Raw genomic sequence first — 23,004 nt, 5'->3', positions numbered from 1 at the left:
GCATGCCAGATCTTTCCTCCCGCCCCGTCCGCATGGTGTTCACCTCCCGCGCGGGCGGGGTTTCTGCTGCCCCCTACGATTCGTTCAACCTGGGCACCCACGTCGGCGACGACGCCGCCGATGTCGCCGCGAACCGCGCCCGGCTCGCGCAAATACTTGGCCTGCCCGAGGAGCGCTTCGTGTGGATGGAGCAGCTGCACACCAACACAGTCACGCTTATCGACGGACCTTCGGCCACCCCCGTGGAAGCCACCGACGCCATCGTCACCAGAGAAAAGAACCTGGCCCTGTGCGTGCTCGTGGCTGATTGCACCCCGGTGCTGCTGTCGGACCACACCGCCGGCGTCATCGGCGCGGCGCACGCCGGGCGGATGGGCGCGCGCAACGGGATCGTGAAAAACACCGTCGAGGCGATGGTGGGCCTCGGCGCTGAGCCGTCGCGCATCCAGGTGCTGCTGGGGCCTGCCGCGGCCGGGGAGTCGTATGAGGTCCCGGAGGGGATGGCTTTAGACGTCGAGAAGCATTTGCCCGGTTCCCGCACCCGCACAAGGAAGGGCACCCCCGGCATCGACGTGCGCGCCGGGCTGGTGCGCCAGCTGATGAGCCTGGGGGTGACCCACATCGACGCGGACCCGCGCGACACCATCACCGACAAGGACTTCTTTTCCCACCGCCGCGAAGGTGTGACCGGGCGCCAGGCTGGCGTAATTTGGATGCCAAATGTCTGATCTCGCACGAAACCTCGACACTGTCCGCCAACAGATCCGCGACGCGGAGCGCGCCGCCGGCCGTGAAGAAGGCAGCGTGGCACTTTCGCCGGTGACGAAGTTCCACCCGGTGGAGCGCATCATCGAGCTGGCATCGCTCGGCGTTGTGCTGGTGGGGGAGAACCGGGAACAGGAGGCCCGCGACAAGGCGGCGGCGCTTGAGGGGCGCTGCGGCATCGCCATGATCGGCCAGATCCAGTCCAAGAAGGCAAACTCGGTGGCGCGCTGGGCCTCGGAGGTGCACTCGCTGGACTCGCTGAAGCTGGCCCACGGGCTGGACCGCGGCATGGCGCTGGCGCTCGAGCGCGGCGACCGCACAGGCGAGACCCTGCCGTGCATGGTGCAGCTGTCTTACGACGGCGACACTGCCCGCGGCGGCGCACACCTCGACGACGTTCCCGCGATCGTGGCAGCGGTGGAGGAATCCGAGCACCTCGAAATGGCCGGATTCATGGTTGTGCCGCCGTTGGATTCGCAGCCCCGCGAGGTGTTCGCCCAGGCGCGCTCGTTGACGGACGACTACGCCGCGAAACTCAAGCGCAACTTGAGACTTTCCGCAGGTATGAGCGGTGATTTCGTCGACGCGATCGAGTGCGGATCCGATATCGTGCGTGTCGGAACAGCCCTCCTCGGGCCCCGGCCCGTACTCTGAAATCCACCGCGAATCACCCCATAAAAGGAGCCGCCCGCATGTCCTTCTTCGACAGTGCTAAAGATTTTTTCGGCCTCGGCCCCGTGGATAACGCCGAGGACGACGCCTACTACGACGACCCGCAGTACAGCTCAAACGCCGCCGGTTCCACCGCCTACGACCGCGCGGACCGCGCAGACCGTGTGGAGCGCGCCGAGCGCCCCTCGCGCATGGACCGCCCCGCCGCGCGCGACTACGGCCGTGAAACCGTCCGCCCCAGCTACCGCTCCACGACGCACATCGTCACCGCGGCGCCGCGCAACTACAACGACGCCAAGGAGATCGGCGAGCCGTTCCGCGACGGCGACGCTGTGGTCATGGACTTGACCGACCTGGACACCGCCGACGCGAAGCGCATCGTCGATTTCGCCGCCGGCCTGTGCTTCGCGCTGCGTGGCAGCATGCACAACCTGTCCCGTGGCGTCGACACGCGCAAGCGCCTGTTTGCCATCGTTCCGGAGAACGCGAAGCTGGAGAAGGACGACCTGAAGCGTGCTGCCGGCTTGCGCTAGCCGGTAGGGTGATTCGCCGTGGCACTTTTTGGAGCAATCATCTACGCCCTGGTGGGTCTGTACTCGCTGCTGGTTATCGTGCGCATCATCATTGAGATGGTGCAGGCGTTTTCCAAGCAGTTCGACCCGCCGCACTGGTTCATCATGGTGGCCGAACCCATCTTCCGGATGACTGATCCGCCGGTGAATGCGCTGCGCAAACTCATTCCGCCTCTGAGGCTCGGCGGAAGTGGTGTGGGCCTGGACGTGAGCGTCATTGTCCTGTTTTTCATCCTCATGCTCATCCAGATGCTCGTCGGTGCCGTGCTGATTAATCCGGCGCTGCGATAGCTTTACTTGAGCTTTAGCCCGGCTTTACGGCTAGGCTGGGCTACACTCGTCGAACGAAACCGTTACAATTCAGCAGATAATGCTTCGCGCGAGCGAGTACTCACACGATTATCGAAGGGAACGCAAATGCCGCTGACACCAGCAGACGTGCACAATGTCGCTTTCAGCAAGCCGCCGATTGGCAAGCGAGGCTACAACGAGGACGAGGTGGATCAGTTCCTCGACCTCGTGGAGGACACGCTTGCACAGCTGCAGGATGAGAACGACGAGTTGCGTTCCCGCCTGGAGGAGGGCGGCCAGGGCGCTGTCACTGCAGCCCCGGTGAAGCGTTCCGAGGACACCGAGAAGGTCGACGAGGCCGCTATCCGCCGCGAGGTGGAGCAGAAGGTCCGCGCCGACTTCGAGGCGCAGCTGCGCTCCGCGAAGCAGGCGCAGGAGAAGGCTGAGGCTGAGGCCCGCTCCGCCAAGGACGAGGCTGCAAAGGCCCGCAAGCAGGCCGAGGAGGCCGCGAAGGCTCCGAAGCAGGCTACCGCTCCGGCCGCTGCCGCGTCCCAGCCGGCCCGCAGCGACGTTTCCGCTGACACCCACGTGCAGGCAGCCAAGGTGCTCGGCCTGGCGCAGGAGATGGCGGACCGCCTGACCAACGACGCGCAGGCGGAGGCGTCCTCCATGCTCGCCGACGCCCGTGCCGCGGTAGAGCGCGAGATCGCCGATGCCGAGTCCAAGTCCAAGAAGCAGCTGGAGGACGCGCAGACCCGCTCCCGCACCCAGCTGCAGGACGCGGAGACTCGCTCCAAGCAGATGGTCGCCGACGCGCAGAAGAAGGCCGAGGAGACCACCAACGAGGCCAACTCCCGCGCTGAGGCGCAGATCCGCCAGGCGGAGGAGCAGGCGAACAAGCTCAAGGCAGACGCCGAGCGCAAGCACACCGAAATCATGAACACGGTGAAGCAGCAGCAGACCGCGCTGGAGAACCGCATCGCCGAGCTGCGCACCTTCGAGCGCGAGTACCGCACGCGTCTGAAGACGCTGCTGGAGTCCCAGCTGGAGGAGCTCGAGTCGCGCTCCACCACCGCGCCGAACGAGAAGTAGTAGCTGACTCTTCACAAACGCCCAGCATCGTTGTACGATGCTGGGCGTTACTCGTAACACGTTATGATCCGGCCATCACCGGGGAGCGTTTCCGGAAGAACGGCTTTTGCTTACTAGACCCGGACGTCAACCACGGAAGACGTAACTTCCTTCACAGCAACGAAGTGGGGGCGCATCACGCGCCCCAAGCAGGGTGGTACCGCGCAGCAATGCGTCCCTGCACGGCTGAAGGAGTGATGTCATGGTTGGCAACGTCTACCCCAAGGTTGACATGACCGGCGGCAGCGACCGTTTCCCGGAGATGGAGCGCGTCGTCCTCGACTACTGGAACACGGACGGCACGTTCAAGGCCTCCCTGGAGCAGCGCGAGGGCTGCGAGGAGTACGTGTTCAACGACGGCCCGCCGTTCGCAAACGGCATGCCGCACTACGGCCACCTGCTCACCGGCTACGTCAAGGACATCGTGCCGCGTTTCCGCACCATGTCCGGCTACCACGTCCCGCGCGTGTTCGGTTGGGACTGCCACGGCCTGCCCGCAGAGCTGGAGGCGGAGAAGCAGCTCGGCATCACCGACAAAGCCCAGATCGAGGACATGGGCCTGGAGCAGTTCAACGAGTACTGCGCCAAGTCCGTCATGCACTACGCGGGCGAGTGGGAGGACTACGTCACCCGCCAGGCTCGCTGGGTGGACTTCGAAAACGGCTACAAGACCATGGACCCGGAGTACATGGAGTCCGTCATGTGGGCGTTCAAGGAGCTCTACGACAAGGGCCTGATCTACCAGGGCTTCCGCGTCCTGCCGTACTCCTGGGCCGAGCACACTCCGCTGTCCAACCAGGAGACCCGCCTGGACGACTCCTACCGCGACCGCCAGGACCCCACGGTCACCGTGACCCTGCCGTTTACAGGCGGGCGCGCAGGCTACGCCGCGGAGAAGACCTGGGCCGAGCACCCTGAGCTTCACGACGCTTCCGCTATCGCCTGGACCACGACCCCGTGGACCTTGCCGTCCAACTTGGCCCTCGCGGTCCACCCCGAGGTGGAGTACTCGTTGGTTAAGGTCGGTGCGGACGGGGCCGAAGGTTTCGTCGATAAGCAATTGCTCTTGGCGACGAATCTGCTCGGCGCCTACGCGAAGGAGCTCGGCGAGTACGAGGTCGTGGCCACCTACGTCGGCGCGCAGCTGGAGGGCCTGGAATACGAACCGGTCTTCGACTACTTCCGCGACCACGACAACGCGTTTATGATCCTCAACGCGGACTACGTGACCACCGAGGACGGCACCGGCGTCGTCCACCAGGCACCCGCCTTCGGTGAGGACGACATGCTCACCTGCCAGGAGTACGGCATCGACCTGGTCATCCCCGTCGACGCCGACGGCAAGTTCACCTCGCTGGTGCCGGAGTACGAGGGCAAGCTGGTCTTCGACGCCAACCGCGACATCATCCGCGACCTGCGCGCCAAGGGCCGCGTGCTGCGCGACCAGACCATCGTGCACTCCTACCCGCACTCCTGGCGCTCCGGCGAACCGCTGATCTACATGGCGCTGCCGGCCTGGTTTGTGAAGGTCACCGAGTTCCGCGACCGGATGGTGGAGCTGAACCAGGAGATCGAGTGGATCCCGTCGCACATCCGCGACGGCCAGTTTGGAAAGTGGCTCGAGGGCGCGCGCGACTGGAACATCTCCCGCACCCGCTACTGGGGCTCGCCGGTGCCGGCGTGGGTCTCCGACAACCCGGAGTACCCGCGCGTGGACGTCTACGGTTCCCTGGACGAGCTGGAGCGCGACTTCGGCACTCGTCCGAAGTCCCTGCACCGCCCGCACATCGACGAGCTGGTGCGACCGAACCCGGACGACCCTACCGGCAAGTCCATGATGCGCCGCGTGCCGGACGTGCTGGACTGCTGGTTCGAGTCCGGCTCCATGCCGTTCGCGCAGTACCACTACCCGTTTGAGAACCGCGAAGAGTTTGAGACCCGCCAGCCGGCCGACTTCATCGTGGAGTACTCCGGCCAGACGCGCGGCTGGTTCTACCTCCAGCACGTCATGTCCACCGCGCTTTTCGACCGCGTCGCGTTCAAGAAGGTTGTCGCCCACGGCATCGTGCTGGGCTCCGATGGTCTGAAGATGTCCAAGTCGAAGGGCAACTACCCGGATGTCATGGAGGTATTCGACCGCGACGGCTCCGACGCCATGCGCTGGTTCCTCATGTCCTCGCCGATCCTGCGCGGCGGTAACCTGATCGTCACCGAGCAAGGTATCCGCGAGGGAGTGCGCCATGCGCTGCTGCCGATCTGGAATGCCTACACGTTCCTGCAGCTGTACTCCTCGGAGGACGCGCAGTGGTCCGTGGACTCGGATAACGTGCTCGACCGCTACATCCTAGCCAAGACGCACGACCTGGTCGCAGCAGTGGGGGAGGCGCTGGACGACACGCGCATCGCCGACGCCTGCGACGAGGTGCGCCGTTACGCCGACACGTTGACCAACTGGTACGTGCGCCGCTCCCGCGACCGTTTTTGGGAGGGCCAGGAGGCGCACCCGGAGGCGTTCAACACCCTCTACACGGTGCTCGAGGTCGTCTCCCGCGCGGTGGCGCCGCTACTTCCGTACGTCTCCGAGGTGATCTGGCGCGGGCTTACCGGCGGCCGTTCGGTGCACCTGACGGATTACCCGCAGGCGACCGAGCTGCCGGCCGACGCTGACCTGGTCGCCGCCATGGATGCGACCCGCGCGGTCTGCTCTGCGGCGTCGTCAGTGCGAAAGGCGAACAAGCTGCGCAACCGCCTGCCGCTGCCGAAGCTCACCGTCGCGCTGCCGGATTCCGCCAAGCTTGAGCCGTTCCGCTCCACCATCCGCGACGAGGTGAACGTGAAGGACGTCGTTTTGACTGACGACGTTGACTCCGCCGGATCCTTCGAAGTCGTGGTCAACGCGAAGGTGGCTGGCCCGTCGCTGGGCAAGGAAGTGCAGCGCGCCATCAAGAACGTCAAGGCCGGCAACTACGAGCGCCGAGGCGACGACGTGGTGGTCGACGGCGACATTGTGCTCACCCCAGAGCTCTACACCGAGCGCCTGGTGGCCGAGAATCCGGACAGTACCGCGCGTGTCGACGCCGACGGCACCGTCGGCCTAGTCGTCCTGGACACCGAGGTCACCGAGGAACTCGAGGCCGAGGGCTGGGCCGCAGACGTGATCCGCGGCCTGCAGGACGCCCGCAAGCACGAGGGCTTCGAGGTCTCCGACCGCATCGCCGTGGTGCTGGCCGTGCCGGCTGAGAAGGAAGCGTGGGCCCGCACCCACGCGGACCACATCGCCGCCGAGACCCTGGCGACGTCCTTCGACGTGGTCACCGAGCCCGTCGAGGGCCACGACATCGTCGACGGCGTCACCGCCACCGTTCGCAAGAACGGCTAGGTTCTACTGGGGAACCTGGGGCCTCACTCGTGCAGGGTGGGGCCCTTTTGCCTGCTGAGCAGGGGTGGGCGGATAGGCCATCGTTTTTGGGCACTATGCAGTGGCATAGTCTTTCTAACCAACTGTGGGGTGGTACCCACTATGCAGCGGCATAGTCTTTTGGGGTGTTCAGGTGGGGCGCTTGGAGAGTGGCGTCGGCTATGCAGCTGCATAGTTTTTCTAGCCGATTTTGGGGAGGCGCCCACTATGCGACGGCATAGTCTCACGGGGTATGCGGGGCGGGGTGTTCACTATGCAGTTGCATAGTTAATGACTCCTATGTTCGATATTCCAAATCAGTTAAGACGCATGCGTTGTCCACTTCAGTGGACATTTTCCGCAGAGCCATTGACTCGAACACATGAGCGTTATATAAAGGTGTCAATGTTCATGAGCGAGGGGATTAACCATGACAATTGCGGTGGACGAACGGACGGAAGGTCGAACGGGTGGCCTGTCGGCAGAGGTGCTCGAGGACCAGATCAAATGCAATCAGTTGTCGGCGAATCACCACCGGGCGCTAATGCTCGATGCGGTGGGACAGTTCGACGAACAAGAGCTCGCGGAGCAGTACGGGGAGAAGTCGACGGCAACGTGGCTGCGCAGCGAGCTCAACCTCCCGCAGGCCACTGCGTTCGAGTATGTGCGCGTGGCACGGGGGCTGAGGAAGTTCAGGCGTTTGTACGACGCATTCGAATCAGGGGTGATGCCGTATTCGACTGTTCGCTTCCTTCTCCCGTATTTGGACGAGCACAACGAGGAACAGCACGTCAAACTAGCACTGAGCATGTCGTTTGCTGATCTCCAGCTTTTGCTCGCCGGGGCAAGGCCCAAAGAGGAGGACCCGACTGAACCTTTCGCTCGCGCCCGCGAGTGCGATGACGGCATGCTCGCCTTCGAGGCGAGGCTTCCCGCGGTAGCCGGCCAAAAACTTCTGACTGCGTTGAAGGTGGCACAGTTGGCCAGTTTCGGTCTGGAGGATGTGGACCCGGATGATCTGCAGGATCCGGAGAAGGTGCAGAAGCTTATCGACGATGCAGCTGCCACCGAAGACGCCGTCCCGTCAGAGCAGGACCGCGCTCCGCGTAAGCGCACGAAGATCACTATGGACGACATCGTGCGTTCGGTGTCGCGTTACGGGCCTCCAGAAAAACAGGACGTGTACGGGGCTTTGTTGTCGATGATCGACATGGTCCGCGCCAACCCGAAGAGTCCGCTTCGCAGCCCCGGTGTGCAGGTCAACCTCATGGTGAGTCAGAGCGGACAGTGTTGGATGCCGGAGAACCGCTCGGCACCTTCTGAGGACGTGCGCAGCTACCTCGCTAATGCGATGGTGCGTTTGCACTTGCTGGATGACACGGGACTGACTATCCGCGTCGGACGTTCGCGGAGGTTCGCTACAGACGGCCAGGTGCAGGCACTGCTCGCGATCTGGGGGTATCAGTGCGCCATGCCTGGATGTTCGCATAGGCGCTTCATAGAGATGCACCACATAAAGGAGTGGGAGCACGGAGGCATGACCGACTTGGACAACCTGATCCCGCTGTGCTCGAGCTGCCACTCCCAGGTGAGCCACGGAGTGATCACCATCGAGCGCCAGGGGAGCGACTTGTTCTTCACGTTCAAAAACGGTGCCCGGTTCGTCTCGCGTAATCGAAAGCAGCCGAGGCGGATGGAGTACGTCACCGGAGATTCGTTCGCCGGGTGAGGAGATTGGAACTAGGCGGTCCCGGTGGTGCACAGTGGTGGACATGAACCGCTGGGTGCTGCACATCGACATGGATGCGTTCTACGCCTCCTGCGAGCAGCTGACCCGGCCGACGCTCAAAGGACGCCCAGTGCTGGTGGCGGGAGTAACGGGCCGCGGCGTGGTCGCAGGCGCCAGCTACGAGGCACGCAAGTACGGGGCGCGCTCGGCGATGCCGACGCACCGGGCGGCGCGCCTGGTGGGGTCGAAGGCGGTGCTAGTGGCGCCGCGCAGGCCGGTCTACGTGGCGGCGTCGCGGCGGGTGTTCGAGGTAATCGGCAGGCACGTGGGCGTGGTGGAGCAGCTGTCCATCGACGAGGCGTTCATGGAGCCGGAAGATTTGGTCGGGGCGAGCCCGGAGGATGTGGAACAGTGGTCGAACGAGCTGCGTGCAGCCATCAAAGAGGAGACGGGCTTGCCCAGCTCGATCGGGGCCGGTCCGGGAAAGCAATACGCAAAGATCGGTTCGGGCCGGGCAAAGCCGGACGGGGTGTTCGTCATCCCGCACGATCGGCAGCTAGAGATTTTGCACCCGATGCCGGTCAACGAGCTGTGGGGTGTGGGCCCGGTGACGGAATCGAAGCTGCTCGCTGCCGGAATTGAAACGATCGGTGACCTCGCCAACCTCAGCGAGAAAGAGCTGGACATCGCCATCGGCGGCGCGGTGGGCAAGCAGCTGTGGTGGTTGGCGCGGGGCGTGGACGAGCGGCCGGTGGCGCCGAGGGCGGAGTCGAAACAGATCTCCTCGGAGCACACGTACCCGCAGGATCTGACCACCCCGCCGGAGGTGGACGCGGCGTTGGAGCGGGCGGCTGCGGAGTCGCACCGCAGGCTGCGCAAGGACGGCCGCGGGGCGCGCACGGTGACGGTGAAGCTGCGGATGGCGGACTTCCGCATCGAGTCGCGTTCGGCGACGCTGCCGTACGCCACCGATGACGCGGAGACGCTGCTGGCCACTGCCTTCCGTATCGTGCGCTACCCGGACGAGGTGGGCCCGATCCGGTTGGTGGGAGTGTCGTACTCGGGGCTGGAGGACACGTTGCAGGATGTGCTCTTTCCGGAGCTGGACCAGGCGATTGTGAAGCCGGCGCCGGTGTCGGCGGACTATGAAACCGGGGTGAGCGACCATGAGACGCAGTTCGACACGGAGGTGCACCAGGAGACCGCTCCGGAGCAGGGGGTGTGGCGCGCGACCCAGGACGTCTACCACCCGGAGTACGGCCATGGCTGGGTCCAGGGCGCCGGCAAGGGCTGGGTGACGGTGCGGTTTGAAACGCGGGCGACGGGGCCGGGCAGGATCAAGAGCCTGCGCGCGGACGACCCGCAGCTCCAGCAGGCGGACCCGTTGGATTCGCTGGCGTGGGAGGACTGGTTCTCACAACAGTGAGCTCGGGTTCACGCCGCTGGCCAGCGCGGTGGCCAGCGCGATGCGGGCCTGGCCGGCGCTGAGGTAGCCGGCGGGCAGCGCGCCAAGATCGCCGAGGGTGGAGCCGCCGCCGGCCCCGCCGTACGCGAACGAAACCTCGCCGTAGGTCACCGACGTGGCGACAACCACAGGGACCCCGCGACGCAGCAGCTTTGCGACGGCTCCGCCCATGCACGCCGACACATTGCCGGAGCCGAGGGCTTCTAAGACGAGCCCGTCGATAGGCCCGAGCGCGCGGATGAGAGCGTCGTCGGCGCCGGCCCACGCGCGGATGATAGGGATGTTCAACCCGGCCAGGGGCGCGGGAGGCACCGACATGGGGCGGGGCAGAGGCGAGCCGCTGGTGAGAGTGAAGGCGTGCTCGGCGGTGGTTTGCGTCTTCATCAACCCGCGCGCCGGGAGGGTCTCGCCGGCAAAGTGGACGAGCACGCCGGTGTCGCGCCGGGTGGCGGCCACCTCGATCGCGCCGCGCAGGTTGGCGGGCCCGTCGGGGTGCGCATGGTCGGCGGAGCGCATCGCGCCGGTGAGTACTACGGGGCGGGGGTCGGCGTGGACAAGGTCCAGCGCGAGGGCGGTTTCGGCCATGGAGTCGGTGCCGTGGGTGATGACGAGGGAGGCGGAGTCGTCGAGAAGCGAAGTGCGCACGGTTTCGCGCAACATGTCGATCTCAGCCAAGCCCATGGACGAGGAATCGAGGCTGGCCACGTCGATGGCGCGCACTCGGCGCGTGGTGCCGCAGCGGTCGACGAGTTCCTCGCCAGTGAGGGTGGGCACGAGCGCGCCGCGGGCGTTTGCAGTGGAGGCGATCGTGCCGCCGGTTGAGATGACTAACACGTTCATGCACACAGAGTGCCAGAAAGTTGCGGGTGTGCAGTAACGTGAAGCGAGAGATTTACGCTACGCAAGGAGAACACGTGAAAACACCGAAACTTGTCGCAGCCGCAGCTGTCGCGGGGCTTGCGCTGAGCCTGACGGCCTGCTCCGAGGATTCGGACACGACTGAAACTACCGCCGCATCCCAGGCGGCCTCCTCCGAGGCCGCCCCGGTGGCCGAAATGCCGACGGCGGAAGAGCTCAACGCCGTGCTGCAGCGCGCTGCCGACCCGAACCTGCCGATCGCCGAGCGAGCGAACACCGTGCAGGGCGGCGAGACCACGCCGGAGCTGTTCGACCTGATGACGCAGTCGCAGCAGGAATCCGGCGCGAACTTCCAGGTGGTCGACCCGGTGTTGCCGGGCTACACCGCCAACTCCGTGCTCGCCACCGTGAACTTCACCCGCCCGGACGCTGAGTCCCAGCTGGCGGAGGACGTGGAGTTCATCAACGAGGAAGGCAACTGGAAGATCTCCAAGAGTTGGGCCTGCTTCCTGGTCAGCAACACGCTGCCCCCGGAGCAGGTGCCGGACATGTGCAACACCGGTGCGCCGGCAGCCCCCGAGGCGCCGGCCGAGCAGCCGCCGGCCGAAGCACCGGCCGAAGCGCCGGCGCTCTAAGCGCCGTACTGCACAGCGCGGGTGATGTCTTGGACCACCCGCGCTTTGTCGTCTCCGCCGTAGATTAGGCGGGTGGTCCAGGCGGTCTGGCCGGACACCGGCAGCGGACGCGACAGGTCCACCACGATCTGGCCCTCGGAGGTGGTGCGGGAGAAATCCACCTGCACGCTTTCGCCCTCGAGCTCGCCGGGGCCGTCGATGGTGACGTTGTTGTTCTGGGGGTGCTCCTCAACCTTCGTGTCCAGCGTCAGCGTGTCGCCGTCGCGGGAGACCAGCGTGTAGGTGGTGGTGCGCGTCATTGCGGTGTCGCCCGCGACGCGGCCTTCCACGGTCCAGGTCGCGCCGGGACCGATGGGCTCGTCGGGGAAGACGACGGAGTTGTTGATGAGCGCGATGAGGGTGGGCTCGACAAGCTGAAGGCCGCGCTGCGGCGCGTCGGCGGGCGCGAGCAGTTTCAGGGTGGAGATGCGGCCGGTGTCGTCGGCGCGCCAGCTCATGCGGAACCCCTCGGAAGCGGCGACGTCCTGGCCGATATCCAGGTCGGAGTGCTTGCCGGAGCCGACCACGAAGTCGATGCGGGAATCTGCGTCCTCCTCGTCGCCCTCCGGGGCCGGGGCTTCGCCGGCGGTCACCGTCAGCGGCAGGGTGGTTTTGTTCACGTTGCCGCCGGCGGGCGCATCCGCGACCTCGGCCTCGCCCGGGGCAGCGACGTGCTGGTCCACGCCGGCGGACACGGCGACCGCGGTGTCCCACTCCGCGTCAGGGGAGTAACGCACCTCTTCCGGGTTCTCGCCGGGGTTGACCAGGGTGACCGACGGGGCGTCGATAGGAAATGCCGGCACCCCAGCCACCGGATCGTCCTCGGCGGAGGAGCAGGCGGTGAGCGCGAGGGTGAGCGTGGCGGCGGCGGCAATACTGCGGAGGGTGCGGAACATTCTTCAAAAGCTACCTGGCCCGCGCAGCGGAATACAGGCAGGCTGCGTACGACCGGCTAAAGTGGTTCGGCGATGAAGCAGGACACGACAGCACAACGCACCCCGCGCTACCTCGGGCTGGTGGTGGCCGTCATGCTCGCGGTCGGAGCCGTGGACCAGCTGGTCAAGCAGCTGATGCTGAACTGGCTGGAGCCCGGCGTTCCGCAGCCGGTGATCGGGGACTGGTTCCGCTTCTACCTGCTGTTCAACTCCGGCGCGGCGTTTTCCATGGGGGAGAACCTCACCTGGTTGTTCACCGCGATCCAGCTGGCTTTCGTGCTGGGTGCGCTGTGGTTCGGGCCGCGCATGACCTCGAAGTGGGAGGCGCTGGGCCTGGCGCTGGTGGCCGGGGGCGCGCTGGGCAACCTGACAGACCGGTTGTTCCGGGACCCCGGATTCTGGTTCGGCCACGTGGTGGACTACATCTCCGTAGGAAACTTCGCGGTGTTCAACTTGGCCGATGCGTCGATCACCGTCGGGGTGGTGGTGTTCATTTTGGGCACGCTCGCGGCGGAGATGAAGGGAGGCGAACGTGGGCGGTGAGTTCAGGGCCCTGCCCGTGCCGGAGGGGCTTGAGGGCATGCGGGTGGACGCGGCGATCGCCAAACTCTTCGGTGTGTCGCGCTCCGTCGCCTCCGAGATGGCGGCGGAGGGCGATGTGCATGTCGACGGAGCTGCCGCCCAAAAGTCCGACCGCGTCGCCACAGGCGCGATGCTGGAAGTCACCCTGCCTGAGCCGAAGCGCGCCCCGCAGCCGGTGACCGAGCTGGTGGAGGGACTGGAGATCCTCTACCAGGACGCGGACGTGATCGCCGTGGACAAACCGGTGGGCGTGGCCGCGCACCCCACGCTGGGCTGGGAAGGCCCGGACGTGGTGGGAGGTTTGCAGGCGATGGGCTTTACCCTGCCGGACGCCGGGCCCCCGGAGCGCCAGGGCATTGTGCAACGCTTGGACGTGGGCACCTCCGGCGTGATGATCGTGGCGGCGAGCGTGCCCGCCTACTCCGTGCTCAAGCGCGCCTTCAAGGAGCGCACGGTGGACAAGACCTACCACGCGCTGGTCCAGGGGCTGCCGGATCCGATCGAGGGCACCATTGACGCGCCGATTGCGCGCCACCCGTCTGCAGGCTGGAAGTTCGCCGTCACCCAGGACGGCCGCCCGAGCGTGACCCACTACAGCGTCATCGAGGCATTCCGCCGCGCGAGTCTTTTGGACATCCACCTCGAAACCGGGCGCACACACCAGATCCGCGTGCACATGTCCTCGGTGGGGCATCCCTGCGTGGGCGACCCCATGTACGGCTCCGACCCGAACCTGGCCAAGGAGCTGGGCCTGAAGCGCCAGTGGCTGCACGCCACCAAGCTGGGCTTTACCCACCCGCGCACCGGCGAGTACATGGAGGTCTCCTCCGAGTACCCGAAGGATCTGCGCACAGCGCTGGATAAAGTGCGGAACGGCTAGATGCGCGCACTCGCCCTGGTGCTCGCGCTCGTGGCCGGGTTCTGGCTCGTCGGCGAGGCCAACCCGCCCGCCCCGCCAGTGCTGCAAGGAGACCAGCTCGGCCCGGAGGAGGGGGAGACCGCGCAGCAGTACGTCCAGCGCGCCGCCGCAACTCTCGACCACGATGAGGCCTCCTTCGCGTTGGTCACCTTCGACCGGCCGCTTGACCCCGACGATGCTGCCGCGGCACTCGAGCCCGCCCCGCGCGTGAGCGCGCTGGTGGTTCCGGGGGTGGCTCCGGTGGTGGTCCCGGAGGCGTCGATAGGCAAAATGCGTATCGACGTCCTCCGGTCCGCCACCACCTCCCCAATCGCCGGAGCAGTAGTGTTTGCCCCGCGCACGCAACTAGAGCGGATTAACGCCACGGACACGGTCCTGGCTGTGGAAATGCTGCCAGCGGATGCGGTGTGGGGAGCGTTTTCCATCACTCCTTCTGCGACACGTTGGGGTGTATAGTTTGCGGAGTTGTACGCAGGCCCGTTTTGCACCTTTAGGCAAGGAGAGCTCTTGACTTCCTCTACCGAAAACTCAACCGGACACAAGCGTCTTACCCGAGCAGGGCTTGCGTTGGTGACAACCTCCGCACTCTTCCTCGGCGCTTGCGGATTCGGCGGCGGCAGCGACGACGGTGCCGAGGGGGCGGGCCTGAACCCCGGCGACTACACCGTGGCCACCAACGAAGGCGTATCCGACAGCGTTGTGGTCAACGGCACGATCGAGCCGATCCGCTCCGTGAACATCTCCACCCCGGTGCAGTCCGAGGTGGAAAAGGTGGCAGTCAAGGCGGGCGACCGTGTGCAGCCGCAGCAGTTCCTGGCATCCATGAACTCGGAGCAGTTGGAACGCCAGCTGGAGGTCCAGCAAAAGCAGCAGGCCAACGCGCAGGCGGACGCCCAAGCGCAGGTGGACCAGGCCCGCGCGGCGCTTAACGCCCACCAGGAGAGCGTGAACAACGGCACTAACGAGGCCATCCGTGCCGCCCAGGCGCAGGTCAACCAGGCGCAGGCGGCGTACGACGCGGCCGTGGCCGCGAACGGCGGAGCCCGCATTGTCAACCGCGGCATCGCGGCCGTCGAGCACGCAGCCGGCGGCATTTCCTCGAACCTCGGCATCAGGACAGCGCCCCCGGCCGCGCCGCAGCCACCGGAGCCACCGGCAGCGCCGGCCGCGCCGGCTCCGGAGCAGCCCGGCCAGCCTGGACAGCTGAGCCCCGAGCAGCTCGCGCAGCTGACGGGAGAGAACGCTGGCGGCGGTGCTGGCGGCGGCGCGGCCGTGGGCGCGGGCTTGAGCGTCGAAGAGGCCAGGGCCGCGCTGCAGGACGCGCAGGCGGGCCTAGCTGCGGCGCGGTCCGCGGCGGCGCAGGAGGGTAACCAGCTGCAGGCGCAGCTGGATTCCGCCACGCGCCAGGCGGAAACTGCCCAGCTCGGCGACGGTGACGGCACCCTGGAGTACCAGGTGCGCGAATCCACCATCTACGCCCCGATGGCGGGCCTGGTTACCAGCGTGGACGTGCGCGAGGGCGACATCCCGCAGGGCAAGCTGCTCACCATCGCGGATGACTCCCGCTTGGTCATCCGCACCGACGTGCGCGAGTCGGACGTCCCCAACGTCAAGGAGGGCGACCGGGTGGAGTTCACCACCACCGCCACCGGCAAGAAGACGTTTAAGGGCCGCGTCACCCGTATCGCGCCGGCGTCCGATTCCGTTGCCAGCGGCAACCAGAACCCGATGCAAGGTATGCCGCAGCAGGGCAACAACAAGTCCAGCGAGGTGACCTTCCCGGTGGAGATCGAGGTCACCGGCGACAAGGAAGGCCTGCTGCTCGGCGGTTCCGCCCGAGCGGAGATCATCACCGCCGAGGCGAAGGACGCGCTGAACGTGCCGCTGGACGCCGTCTACGGCGAGGACAACGACCAGAAGGTGCTCGTGCTGGCCACGGACGGCGACGACGCCACATCCGGCACCGTCGAGGAGCGCAAGGTGAAGACCGGCGCCTCCAACGACGTGGACGTCGCAGTCACCGGCGGCGAGCTCAAGCCGGGCGACATCGTGATCAACTGGCCGGATGAGTACCAGGGCCGCCTTGGCGAGAGCGTGGAGATCACGGACCCGAACTTCAACCCGGACCAGGTGCGTCAGGCGCGGGAGAAGAAAGAGCGCACCACGGCCACGGTGACGGTCACCAGCACCCGTCGTGCCGCCGAGGCCGCCGAGGGGCAGCAGTAGATGACGGAGGCTTCCAAGCACGGCGGCATGGCCGATTCCGGCCTGCTCATCGACATGCGCAATGTGGTCAAAACCTACAACGAGGGCGAACCCAGCGAACTGACGGTGCTGCACGGGGTGGACTTCTACGCCGACCAGGGCGAGTTCGTCTCCATCGTCGGCCCGTCCGGCTGCGGCAAGTCCACGTTGATGAACCTGATCGGCATGCTGGATAGGCCCACGGAGGGTGCCTACGCCTTCAACGGCGAGCCGGTCTACGCCAAGGAAGACAAAGAGCTCGCGTCCTACCGCAGCAAGAACATCGGCTTCATCTTCCAGAACTTCAACCTGATCGGGCGCATGGACGCGCTGCAGAACGTGGCCATGCCCATGATGTACGCCGGTGTGGAGCGCAAGGAGCGCGACGAGCGCGCCGCCGAGCTGCTGGACCGGATGGGCATGGGCGACCGCCTGCACCACAATCCGAACGAGCTTTCCGGCGGCCAGAAGCAGCGCGTGGCCATCGCGCGCAGCCTGGCCAACGACCCGGATCTGCTTCTCGCGGACGAGCCCACAGGCGCGCTGGACTCGAAGACCGGCCGCATGGTGATGGACCTGTTCCACGAGCTGAACCAGGACTTGGGCAAGGCCATCGTGTTCATTACCCACAACCCGGAGCTCGCCGAAGAGACCGGACGCGTGGTGGAAATGATGGACGGCCGCATCGCCGGCGTGCGTCAACCGGGAGGGGCGAGCTAGATGAACATCCGCGAATCCATGCGGCTGGCCATGTCCAGCCTGAACACGAACAAGCTGCGCTCGCTGCTGACACTCCTGGGAATCATCATCGGCATCATGGCCGTGATCATCATTATGACGCTCGGCCGCGCCCTGGAAAACGACGTCATGGGCGGCCTCGAAGACGCCGGAACCACCACCTACCCGGTCATGATCCACGAGCGCCCCGAGGAGGGCGAGGGCAGCGACGACCCGTTCGCGGGCTTCGGCATGGCCCCACCGTCGGAGGAGCGCGACGGCATGAGCTTGGACGACCTCAACGACCTGTCCTCCACATTCGGCGACCGGATCCGCGGCGTGGACATCGACGTCTCCGGCCAGGGCGAGGCCAGCACCGGCGACGATTCCGTCTCCGTCGGCATCAACCCCGCGCTGACCGGCTCGCTAGACCTGCGCAGCCTGAAGGTGCAGTACGGGCGCGGCATCACGCAGGACATGCTCGACGGCCGCCGCCCCGTCGCGGTGGTCTCGCCGGAGCTTGTCGAGGCGCTTTTCGACGGCGATTCTGCCGCCGCCCTCGGCTCCCGCTTCGACGTGGACGTGGACGGCACCACCAGCGTGTTCACCATCGTCGGTGTGCTGGAGCGGGCGGAGAAGGACCCCGCGTTCGGGCAGTCCGCAGCCGCGGAGATCTTCATTCCGGCCACCGCGGCTGACAGGGTAGGGGTGGACGCCAGCTGGACGCCGTCGTTTAGCGTGCGCTCCTCTCCTGAAGAAGACCCGGAGGTCTTCCGCAACGATTTGCAGTCCTACCTGGACCGCAAGTACGCAGGCAACGAGAACTACGAGGCTGAGGTTTTCGACATCTCCGCGAGCCTGGAGGGCCTGACCACGATCTTCCGCACGCTGTCCACGGTGCTGTCCGCCATCGGCGGCATCTCGCTGCTCGTCGGCGGCATCGGCGTGATGAACATCATGCTCATCACGGTCACCGAGCGCACCCGCGAGATCGGTGTGCGCAAGGCCCTGGGTGCGACGCAGAATGACATCCGTGTGCAGTTCATCGTCGAGGCGATGCTGGTCTGCCTCATCGGCGGCATCATCGGTGTGATCCTCGGCGGCGCGATCGGCATGATCGCAAGCTCCGCGGTGCTGGACTTGACGTGGCCGCCGCTGAGCGCCGTGATTTTCGCGCTGCTGTTCTCGCTCGCCACAGGCGTGTTCTTCGGCGCGTACCCCGCCTCGAAGGCGGCGAAGATGCAGCCTATCGACGCCCTCCGGTACGAGTAACCGCACTGGTTTTCGAGGGGATTCGCGCGTGTCGGCGCGCCGTCTAAGATGAGCCGCATGGCCAAAAAATCCTCCTTCGTGCACCTGCATAACCACACCGAATTTTCCATGCTGGACGGCATGGCGAAGGTGGACATGCTCGCCGACGAAGTGGTGCGCCAGGGCATGCCCGCGGTGGGCATGACCGACCACGGCAACATGTTCGGCTCGAACGCGTTTTACCGGCGCATGGTGGATGCCGGGGTCAAGCCGATCATCGGCATCGAGGCGTACATGGCCCCTGAGTCCCGCTTCAACAAGAAGCGCGTGCTGTGGGGCACCCCGGATCAGAAGCGTGACGACGTTTCCGCGTCCGGCGCGTACCTGCACCAGACGATGTTGGCGGAAAACGCGACGGGCTTGCGCAACCTGTTCAAGCTGTCGTCGTTGGCCTCCTACGAGGGGCAGCTGGGTAAGTGGCCACGCATGGACGCGGAGCTGATTGCGGAGCACGCGGACGGCATCATCGCCACCACGGGCTGCCCGTCGGGCGACGTGCAGACGCGCCTGCGCCTGGGCCAGTACGACTCGGCGCTGGAGGCCGCGGCGATGTGGCAGGACATCTACGGCAAGGACAACTACTTCCTGGAACTGATGGACCACGGCCTGCACATCGAGCGGCGCGTGCGCGAGGACCTGCTGCGCATCGGCCAGGCTCTGGATCTGCCGCCGCTGGTGACCAACGACTGCCACTACGTGCTCGAGTCCCAGGCGCCGGCGCACGAGGCGATGCTGTGCGTGCAGACCGGCAAGACGCTGCTCGATCCGGACCGCTTCAAGTTTGACGGCACCGGCTACTACATCAAGTCTGCGGAGCAGATGCGCGAGCTATGGGATTCCACGGTGCCGGACGGTTGCGACAACACCTTGTGGATCGCGGAGCGCGTCGGCGACTACGGCGAGCTGTGGGAGGAGCACCCGCACGACCGTATGCCGATCGCCGATGTGCCGGAGGGGCACACGCCGACCACGTGGCTGCGCGAGGAAGTCCAGCGCGGGCTGGAGGATCGCTTCGACGGGGGAGAGGTGCCGGAGGAGTACCTCACGCGCGCGAGCTACGAGATCGACGTCATTGACATGAAGGGCTACCCGTCGTATTTCCTCATCGTGGCGGAGCTGATTAAGCACGCCCGCGAGATCGGCATCCGCGTCGGTCCGGGCCGTGGTTCCGCGGCGGGTTCCCTGGTCGCGTATGCGCTGACGATCACCAACATCGACCCGATGGAGCACGGCCTGCTCTTCGAGCGATTCCTGAACCCGGAGCGCCCGTCCGCTCCGGATATCGATATCGACTTCGACGACCGCCGCCGCGGCGAGATGATCACCTACGCCGCCGAGCGCTGGGGCGAGGACAAGATCGCCCAGGTGATCACCTTCGGCACGGTGAAGACGAAGCAGGCGATTAAGGACTCGGCGAAGGTGAACTTCGGCCAGCCTGGCTTCCAAATGGCGGACCGCATCAACGGCGCGCTGCCGCCGGCGATCATGGCGAAGGACATTCCGCTGTCCGGCATCACCGACCCGGAGCACGAGCGCTACACCGAGGCCGCGGAGGTCCGCTCGCTGATTGAGACGGATCCGGACGTGGCCAAGATTTATGAGACGGCGCGCGGTCTCGAGGGCGTGGTGCGCCAGGCGGGCGTGCACGCGTGCGCGGTGATTATGGCGTCGGTGCCGCTGATGGAGCACATCCCGATGTGGAAGCGCCCGGCCGACGGGGCGATCATCACCGGCTGGGACTACCCGGCGTGCGAGGCCATCGGCCTGCTGAAGATGGACTTCCTGGGGCTGCGCAACCTCACCGTGCTCGGCGACGCGCTGGAGAACGTGAAGAAAAACCGCGGCGAAACCATCGACCTCGAGGCGTTGGACACCGACGACCAGGCAGTCTACGAGCTGCTTTCACGCGGCGAGACCCTGGGCGTGTTCCAGCTGGATTCCGGCGGCATGCAGGAGCTGCTCAAACGCATGAAGCCGACCGGCTTCAACGATATTGTCGCGTCGCTGGCGTTGTACCGCCCGGGCCCGATGGGTGTGAACGCCCACTGGGATTACGCGGACCGCAAAAACGGGCGCAAGCCGATCACGCCGATCCACCCGGAGCTGGAAGAGCCGCTCAAGGAGATCCTGGACGAAACCTACGGCCTGATCGTCTACCAAGAGCAGATCATGAACATCTCGCAGAAGGTGGCGAACTACACGGCCGGCCAAGCAGACGGCTTCCGCAAGGCCATGGGTAAGAAGAAGCCGGAGGTGCTTGCGAAGCAGTACGAGACGTTTTCCGCCGGCATGTTCTCCAACGGCTACTCCAAGGAGGCCGTGGACGCGCTGTGGGGCACCATCGAGCCGTTCGCGTCGTACGCGTTCAACAAGTCCCACGCCGCAGGTTATGCGCTGGTGTCCTACTGGACGGCCTACATGAAGGCGAACTACGCCGCTGAGTACATGGCTGCGCTTTTGACCTCCGTGGGCGACAAGAAGGACAAGTCCGCGATCTACCTGTCGGATTGCCGTCACCTGGGCATTAGCGTGCTGCAGCCGGACATCAATGAGTCCGAAGAGAACTTCATGGCTGTCGGCGACGACATCCGCTACGGGCTTGCCGCCGTGCGCAACGTCGGCGTGGAAGTGGTGGAGTCCATCAAGAAGACCAGAAAGGAAAAAGGAGCGTTCACCAGCTTCTCCGACTACCTGGACAAGATCGAGCTGGCGGCCTGCAACAAGCGAATCACAGAATCGCTGATCAAGGCCGGCGCGTTCGACTCGCTGGAGCACCCGCGCAAGGGGCTGATGCTCATCCAGGAAGACGCCGTCGACTCCGTCCTCGCCACAAAGAAGGCGGCGGACAAGGGGCAGTTCGACCTCTTCGCCGGTTTCGGTGGGGAAGACGGTGCCGACAACTCCGCGTTCACCATCGAAGTGCCCGACGATGAATGGGACCGCAAACACAAACTCGCACTCGAGCGGGAGATGCTTGGCCTGTATGTCTCCGGACACCCGCTCGACGGCTTCGAGGAAGCTATCGACGCGCAGACGGATACCCAGCTGACCACCATCCTCTCCGGAGAGATGCGCAACGGGGCAGAGGTGACCATCGGCGGCCTGATTTCCACCGTGGACCGCCGTTTCTCCAAGAAGGACGGCTCGCCGTGGGCGATTGTGACCATCGAGGACCACCACGGCGCGCAGGTGGATGTGCTGCTGTTCAACAAAGTGTACGCGCTGGTCGCGCCGCAGATCGTGGAGGACAACATCATCCTGGTCAAGGCGCACGTGTCCATCCGCGACGACCGCATGAGCCTATTCGGTGACGACGTGAAGGTGCCCGAGCTTGGCCCCGGAAACGGTGCGGGCCTGCCGCTGCGGTTGACTATGCGCACGGACCAGTGCACCGCGGAAAACATCGCAAAACTCAAGGGGGTGCTGGTGAACAACGCCGGCGACTCCGACGTCTATTTGAATCTCGTCAACGGCGAACATAGCCAGCTGATGATTCTGGGCGACCACCTGCGTGTGAACCGCTCAGCCAGTTTGATGGGTGACTTGAAGGCGACCCTGGGCGCCGGGATCTTGGGCTAGCGCCTGGCCCTAGAGAAGCGGAAAGCCCGTCCGGTGTAAAACCGGGCGGGCTTCGCGTTTGTGCTACAGGCTCTTAGTTCTTGCCCGTCAGCTGCTTGAGGTTTTCCTTCAGGCCCGGGACAGCGCCCACAACCACCATCAGGGAGCTGATCGCTGCTGCGAGTGCAGTGACCCAGAGCGAGATCTTGCCGATCACTTCGAGCGCCTGCTCCTCGTAGGAGGACGGCTGCAGCCATGCCGGCGGGGTGTAGGTCGGCGTCGTGGTATTGGTCAGGGCGTCGGGGCCGGTCACCTTGGTGGTGGCCGTCGTGGTGGCCGGCGTAGTGGTAGTAGCCGGGGTGGTGGCGGTGCCGGACGGCTCAACCACCGCCGGGGACTTCTTGGTGGGGGCCGGCTCGTTGGTCGTAGAGGGCGCCGTGGTGGTCGTCTTGGAATCCTGCGTAGCCGTGGTGGACGGCTCGGCAGTGGTGGACGTGGTCGTCGTCGAAGTATCAGCTTCGGCGGCGGCTGCGGCACCCGCGAGGGAGCCGGCTGCGATTGCGGTTGCCGCGAAAGACACGGCTACGAAACGGGACTTCATTGATTGACCTTCCTCAGGCGAAAGAGAGCGGATTGGCTAGAAGGGGAGGTTCGGGAGCTGGAAGTTGGGCAGCTCAACCTTCGGGGTGTGCAGGTGCGGCAGACCCAGACCGAACTGAGCGTTGACCATGTCGATGATCTTGTTCGCGCCACGCGGGTCGGAGAACACGATCAACGAGGTGGTCAGCACGGCACCGAGGGTGCCGGAGAAGATGCCGACCAGGGTGCCCTGGGAGGAACCGGAGCTCTGCTTCTGCTGCTGCGGCTTCGTGGTGGTGGTCGTCGGCTGAGACGGCTGGGTGGTTGCCGGGGTGGTGGTCTCAGACGGCTGAGACGGCTCAGTGGTTGCCGGGGTGGTGGTCTCAGACGGCTGGGACGGCTGGGTGGTAGCCGGCGTGGTGGTCTCAGACGGCTGGGACGGAGTGGTGGCTGCCGGGGAGGTGGTGGCTGCCGGGGAGGTGGTGGCTGCAGCCGGGGTGGTGGTTGCAGCTGCGGTGTTCTCCTGAGCCATAGCCGGGACGGTGGCCAGGGACAGGGCGGTAGCGGCAGCCACGGCTGCGGTGGAAATACGCTTCATATGTTCT

At 65.7% G+C, this 23,004-nt stretch carries 20 protein-coding genes; 16 read left to right on the top strand and 4 right to left on the bottom strand.

Annotation, left to right across the window (positions count from 1 at the left end; all coding sequences use genetic code 11):
* The first annotated feature begins 2 nt into the window (after positions 1-2).
* The 8 genes from pgeF (at position 3) to MHY23_RS06600 (ending at position 9,983) form a co-directional block, all read left to right on the top strand.
* A complete protein-coding gene (pgeF, locus tag MHY23_RS06635; protein ID WP_239306909.1) occupies positions 3-728 on the top strand; it encodes a peptidoglycan editing factor PgeF in 726 nt (241 codons plus the stop codon).
* Entirely contained in the window at positions 721-1,419 is a 699-nt protein-coding gene (locus MHY23_RS06630) for a YggS family pyridoxal phosphate-dependent enzyme (protein ID WP_239306908.1), read from the top strand. Before pgeF ends, MHY23_RS06630 begins: the two co-directional genes overlap by 8 nt.
* A 38-nt stretch (positions 1,420-1,457) precedes the next feature.
* On the top strand, positions 1,458-1,970 hold the full coding sequence (locus tag MHY23_RS06625; protein WP_181888727.1) for a cell division protein SepF: 513 nt from the start codon (positions 1,458-1,460) through the stop codon (positions 1,968-1,970).
* Positions 1,971-1,988: 18 nt separating this feature from the next.
* Positions 1,989-2,300 carry a YggT family protein gene (locus MHY23_RS06620; protein WP_239306907.1) on the top strand — a complete coding sequence of 104 codons (312 nt, stop codon included), beginning with the start codon at positions 1,989-1,991 and terminating at the stop codon, positions 2,298-2,300.
* A gap of 126 nt (positions 2,301-2,426) precedes the next feature.
* Positions 2,427-3,392: a DivIVA domain-containing protein gene (locus MHY23_RS06615; RefSeq protein ID WP_239306906.1), complete on the top strand. Its 966-nt coding sequence runs from the start codon at positions 2,427-2,429 to the stop codon at positions 3,390-3,392.
* A gap of 241 nt (positions 3,393-3,633) precedes the next feature.
* Positions 3,634-6,810 (top strand): isoleucine--tRNA ligase, encoded by a 3,177-nt coding sequence (gene ileS, locus MHY23_RS06610; protein ID WP_239306905.1) that lies wholly within the window; start codon positions 3,634-3,636, stop codon positions 6,808-6,810.
* Between the two features lie 448 nt (positions 6,811-7,258).
* Entirely contained in the window at positions 7,259-8,557 is a 1,299-nt protein-coding gene (locus MHY23_RS06605; protein ID WP_239306904.1) for an HNH endonuclease signature motif containing protein, read from the top strand.
* Between the two features lie 43 nt (positions 8,558-8,600).
* Positions 8,601-9,983, top strand: coding sequence for a DNA polymerase IV (locus MHY23_RS06600; RefSeq protein WP_239306903.1), 1,383 nt, complete (start codon positions 8,601-8,603; stop codon positions 9,981-9,983).
* Here MHY23_RS06600 and MHY23_RS06595 read toward each other — a convergent pair.
* Positions 9,972-10,862 (bottom strand): asparaginase, encoded by an 891-nt coding sequence (locus MHY23_RS06595; RefSeq protein WP_239306902.1) that lies wholly within the window; start codon positions 10,860-10,862, stop codon positions 9,972-9,974. The two genes, MHY23_RS06600 and MHY23_RS06595, sit on opposite strands and share 12 nt — an antisense overlap.
* 74 nt (positions 10,863-10,936) lie before the next feature.
* Between MHY23_RS06595 and MHY23_RS06590 the strand changes: the two genes are divergently transcribed.
* Positions 10,937-11,515: a hypothetical protein gene (locus MHY23_RS06590; RefSeq protein ID WP_239306901.1), complete on the top strand. Its 579-nt coding sequence runs from the start codon at positions 10,937-10,939 to the stop codon at positions 11,513-11,515.
* Here MHY23_RS06590 and MHY23_RS06585 read toward each other — a convergent pair.
* A complete protein-coding gene (locus MHY23_RS06585) occupies positions 11,512-12,450 on the bottom strand; it encodes a hypothetical protein (RefSeq protein ID WP_239306900.1) in 939 nt (312 codons plus the stop codon). The genes MHY23_RS06590 and MHY23_RS06585 overlap by 4 nt on opposite strands.
* A gap of 72 nt (positions 12,451-12,522) precedes the next feature.
* Here MHY23_RS06585 and lspA point away from each other — a divergent pair, with 72 nt between their 5' ends.
* From lspA to dnaE, 7 genes are all read left to right on the top strand, one after another.
* Positions 12,523-13,032 carry a signal peptidase II gene (gene lspA, locus MHY23_RS06580; RefSeq protein ID WP_239306899.1) on the top strand — a complete coding sequence of 170 codons (510 nt, stop codon included), beginning with the start codon at positions 12,523-12,525 and terminating at the stop codon, positions 13,030-13,032.
* Positions 13,033-13,069: 37 nt separating this feature from the next.
* Entirely contained in the window at positions 13,070-13,951 is an 882-nt protein-coding gene (locus MHY23_RS06575; protein ID WP_255713928.1) for an RluA family pseudouridine synthase, read from the top strand.
* Positions 13,952-14,446: a hypothetical protein gene (locus tag MHY23_RS06570; protein ID WP_239306897.1), complete on the top strand. Its 495-nt coding sequence runs from the start codon at positions 13,952-13,954 to the stop codon at positions 14,444-14,446. It begins immediately after the preceding gene.
* A gap of 114 nt (positions 14,447-14,560) precedes the next feature.
* Entirely contained in the window at positions 14,561-16,216 is a 1,656-nt protein-coding gene (locus MHY23_RS06565; protein WP_239306896.1) for an efflux RND transporter periplasmic adaptor subunit, read from the top strand.
* Positions 16,217-16,954 (top strand): ABC transporter ATP-binding protein, encoded by a 738-nt coding sequence (locus MHY23_RS06560; protein ID WP_370645825.1) that lies wholly within the window; start codon positions 16,217-16,219, stop codon positions 16,952-16,954.
* Entirely contained in the window at positions 16,955-18,223 is a 1,269-nt protein-coding gene (locus MHY23_RS06555; RefSeq protein WP_239306895.1) for an ABC transporter permease, read from the top strand.
* 57 nt (positions 18,224-18,280) lie between these two features.
* Positions 18,281-21,841, top strand: a complete 3,561-nt coding sequence (dnaE, locus tag MHY23_RS06550; RefSeq protein WP_239306894.1) for a DNA polymerase III subunit alpha — start codon at positions 18,281-18,283, stop codon at positions 21,839-21,841.
* A 73-nt stretch (positions 21,842-21,914) separates the two neighbouring features.
* On the opposite strand, the gene MHY23_RS06545 is transcribed toward dnaE, so the two are convergent.
* Positions 21,915-22,421 carry a hypothetical protein gene (locus MHY23_RS06545; RefSeq protein WP_239306893.1) on the bottom strand — a complete coding sequence of 169 codons (507 nt, stop codon included), beginning with the start codon at positions 22,419-22,421 and terminating at the stop codon, positions 21,915-21,917.
* Positions 22,422-22,457: 36 nt separating this feature from the next.
* Positions 22,458-22,997, bottom strand: coding sequence for a hypothetical protein (locus tag MHY23_RS06540; RefSeq protein ID WP_239306892.1), 540 nt, complete (start codon positions 22,995-22,997; stop codon positions 22,458-22,460).
* Between the last annotated feature and the right edge of the window lie 7 nt (positions 22,998-23,004).

The organism is Corynebacterium sp. ACRQP (assembly GCF_022345915.1).
GTDB classification, from domain to species: Bacteria; Actinomycetota; Actinomycetes; order Mycobacteriales; family Mycobacteriaceae; genus Corynebacterium; species Corynebacterium lehmanniae.
This window is presented reverse-complemented; position numbering and strand designations above follow the sequence as displayed.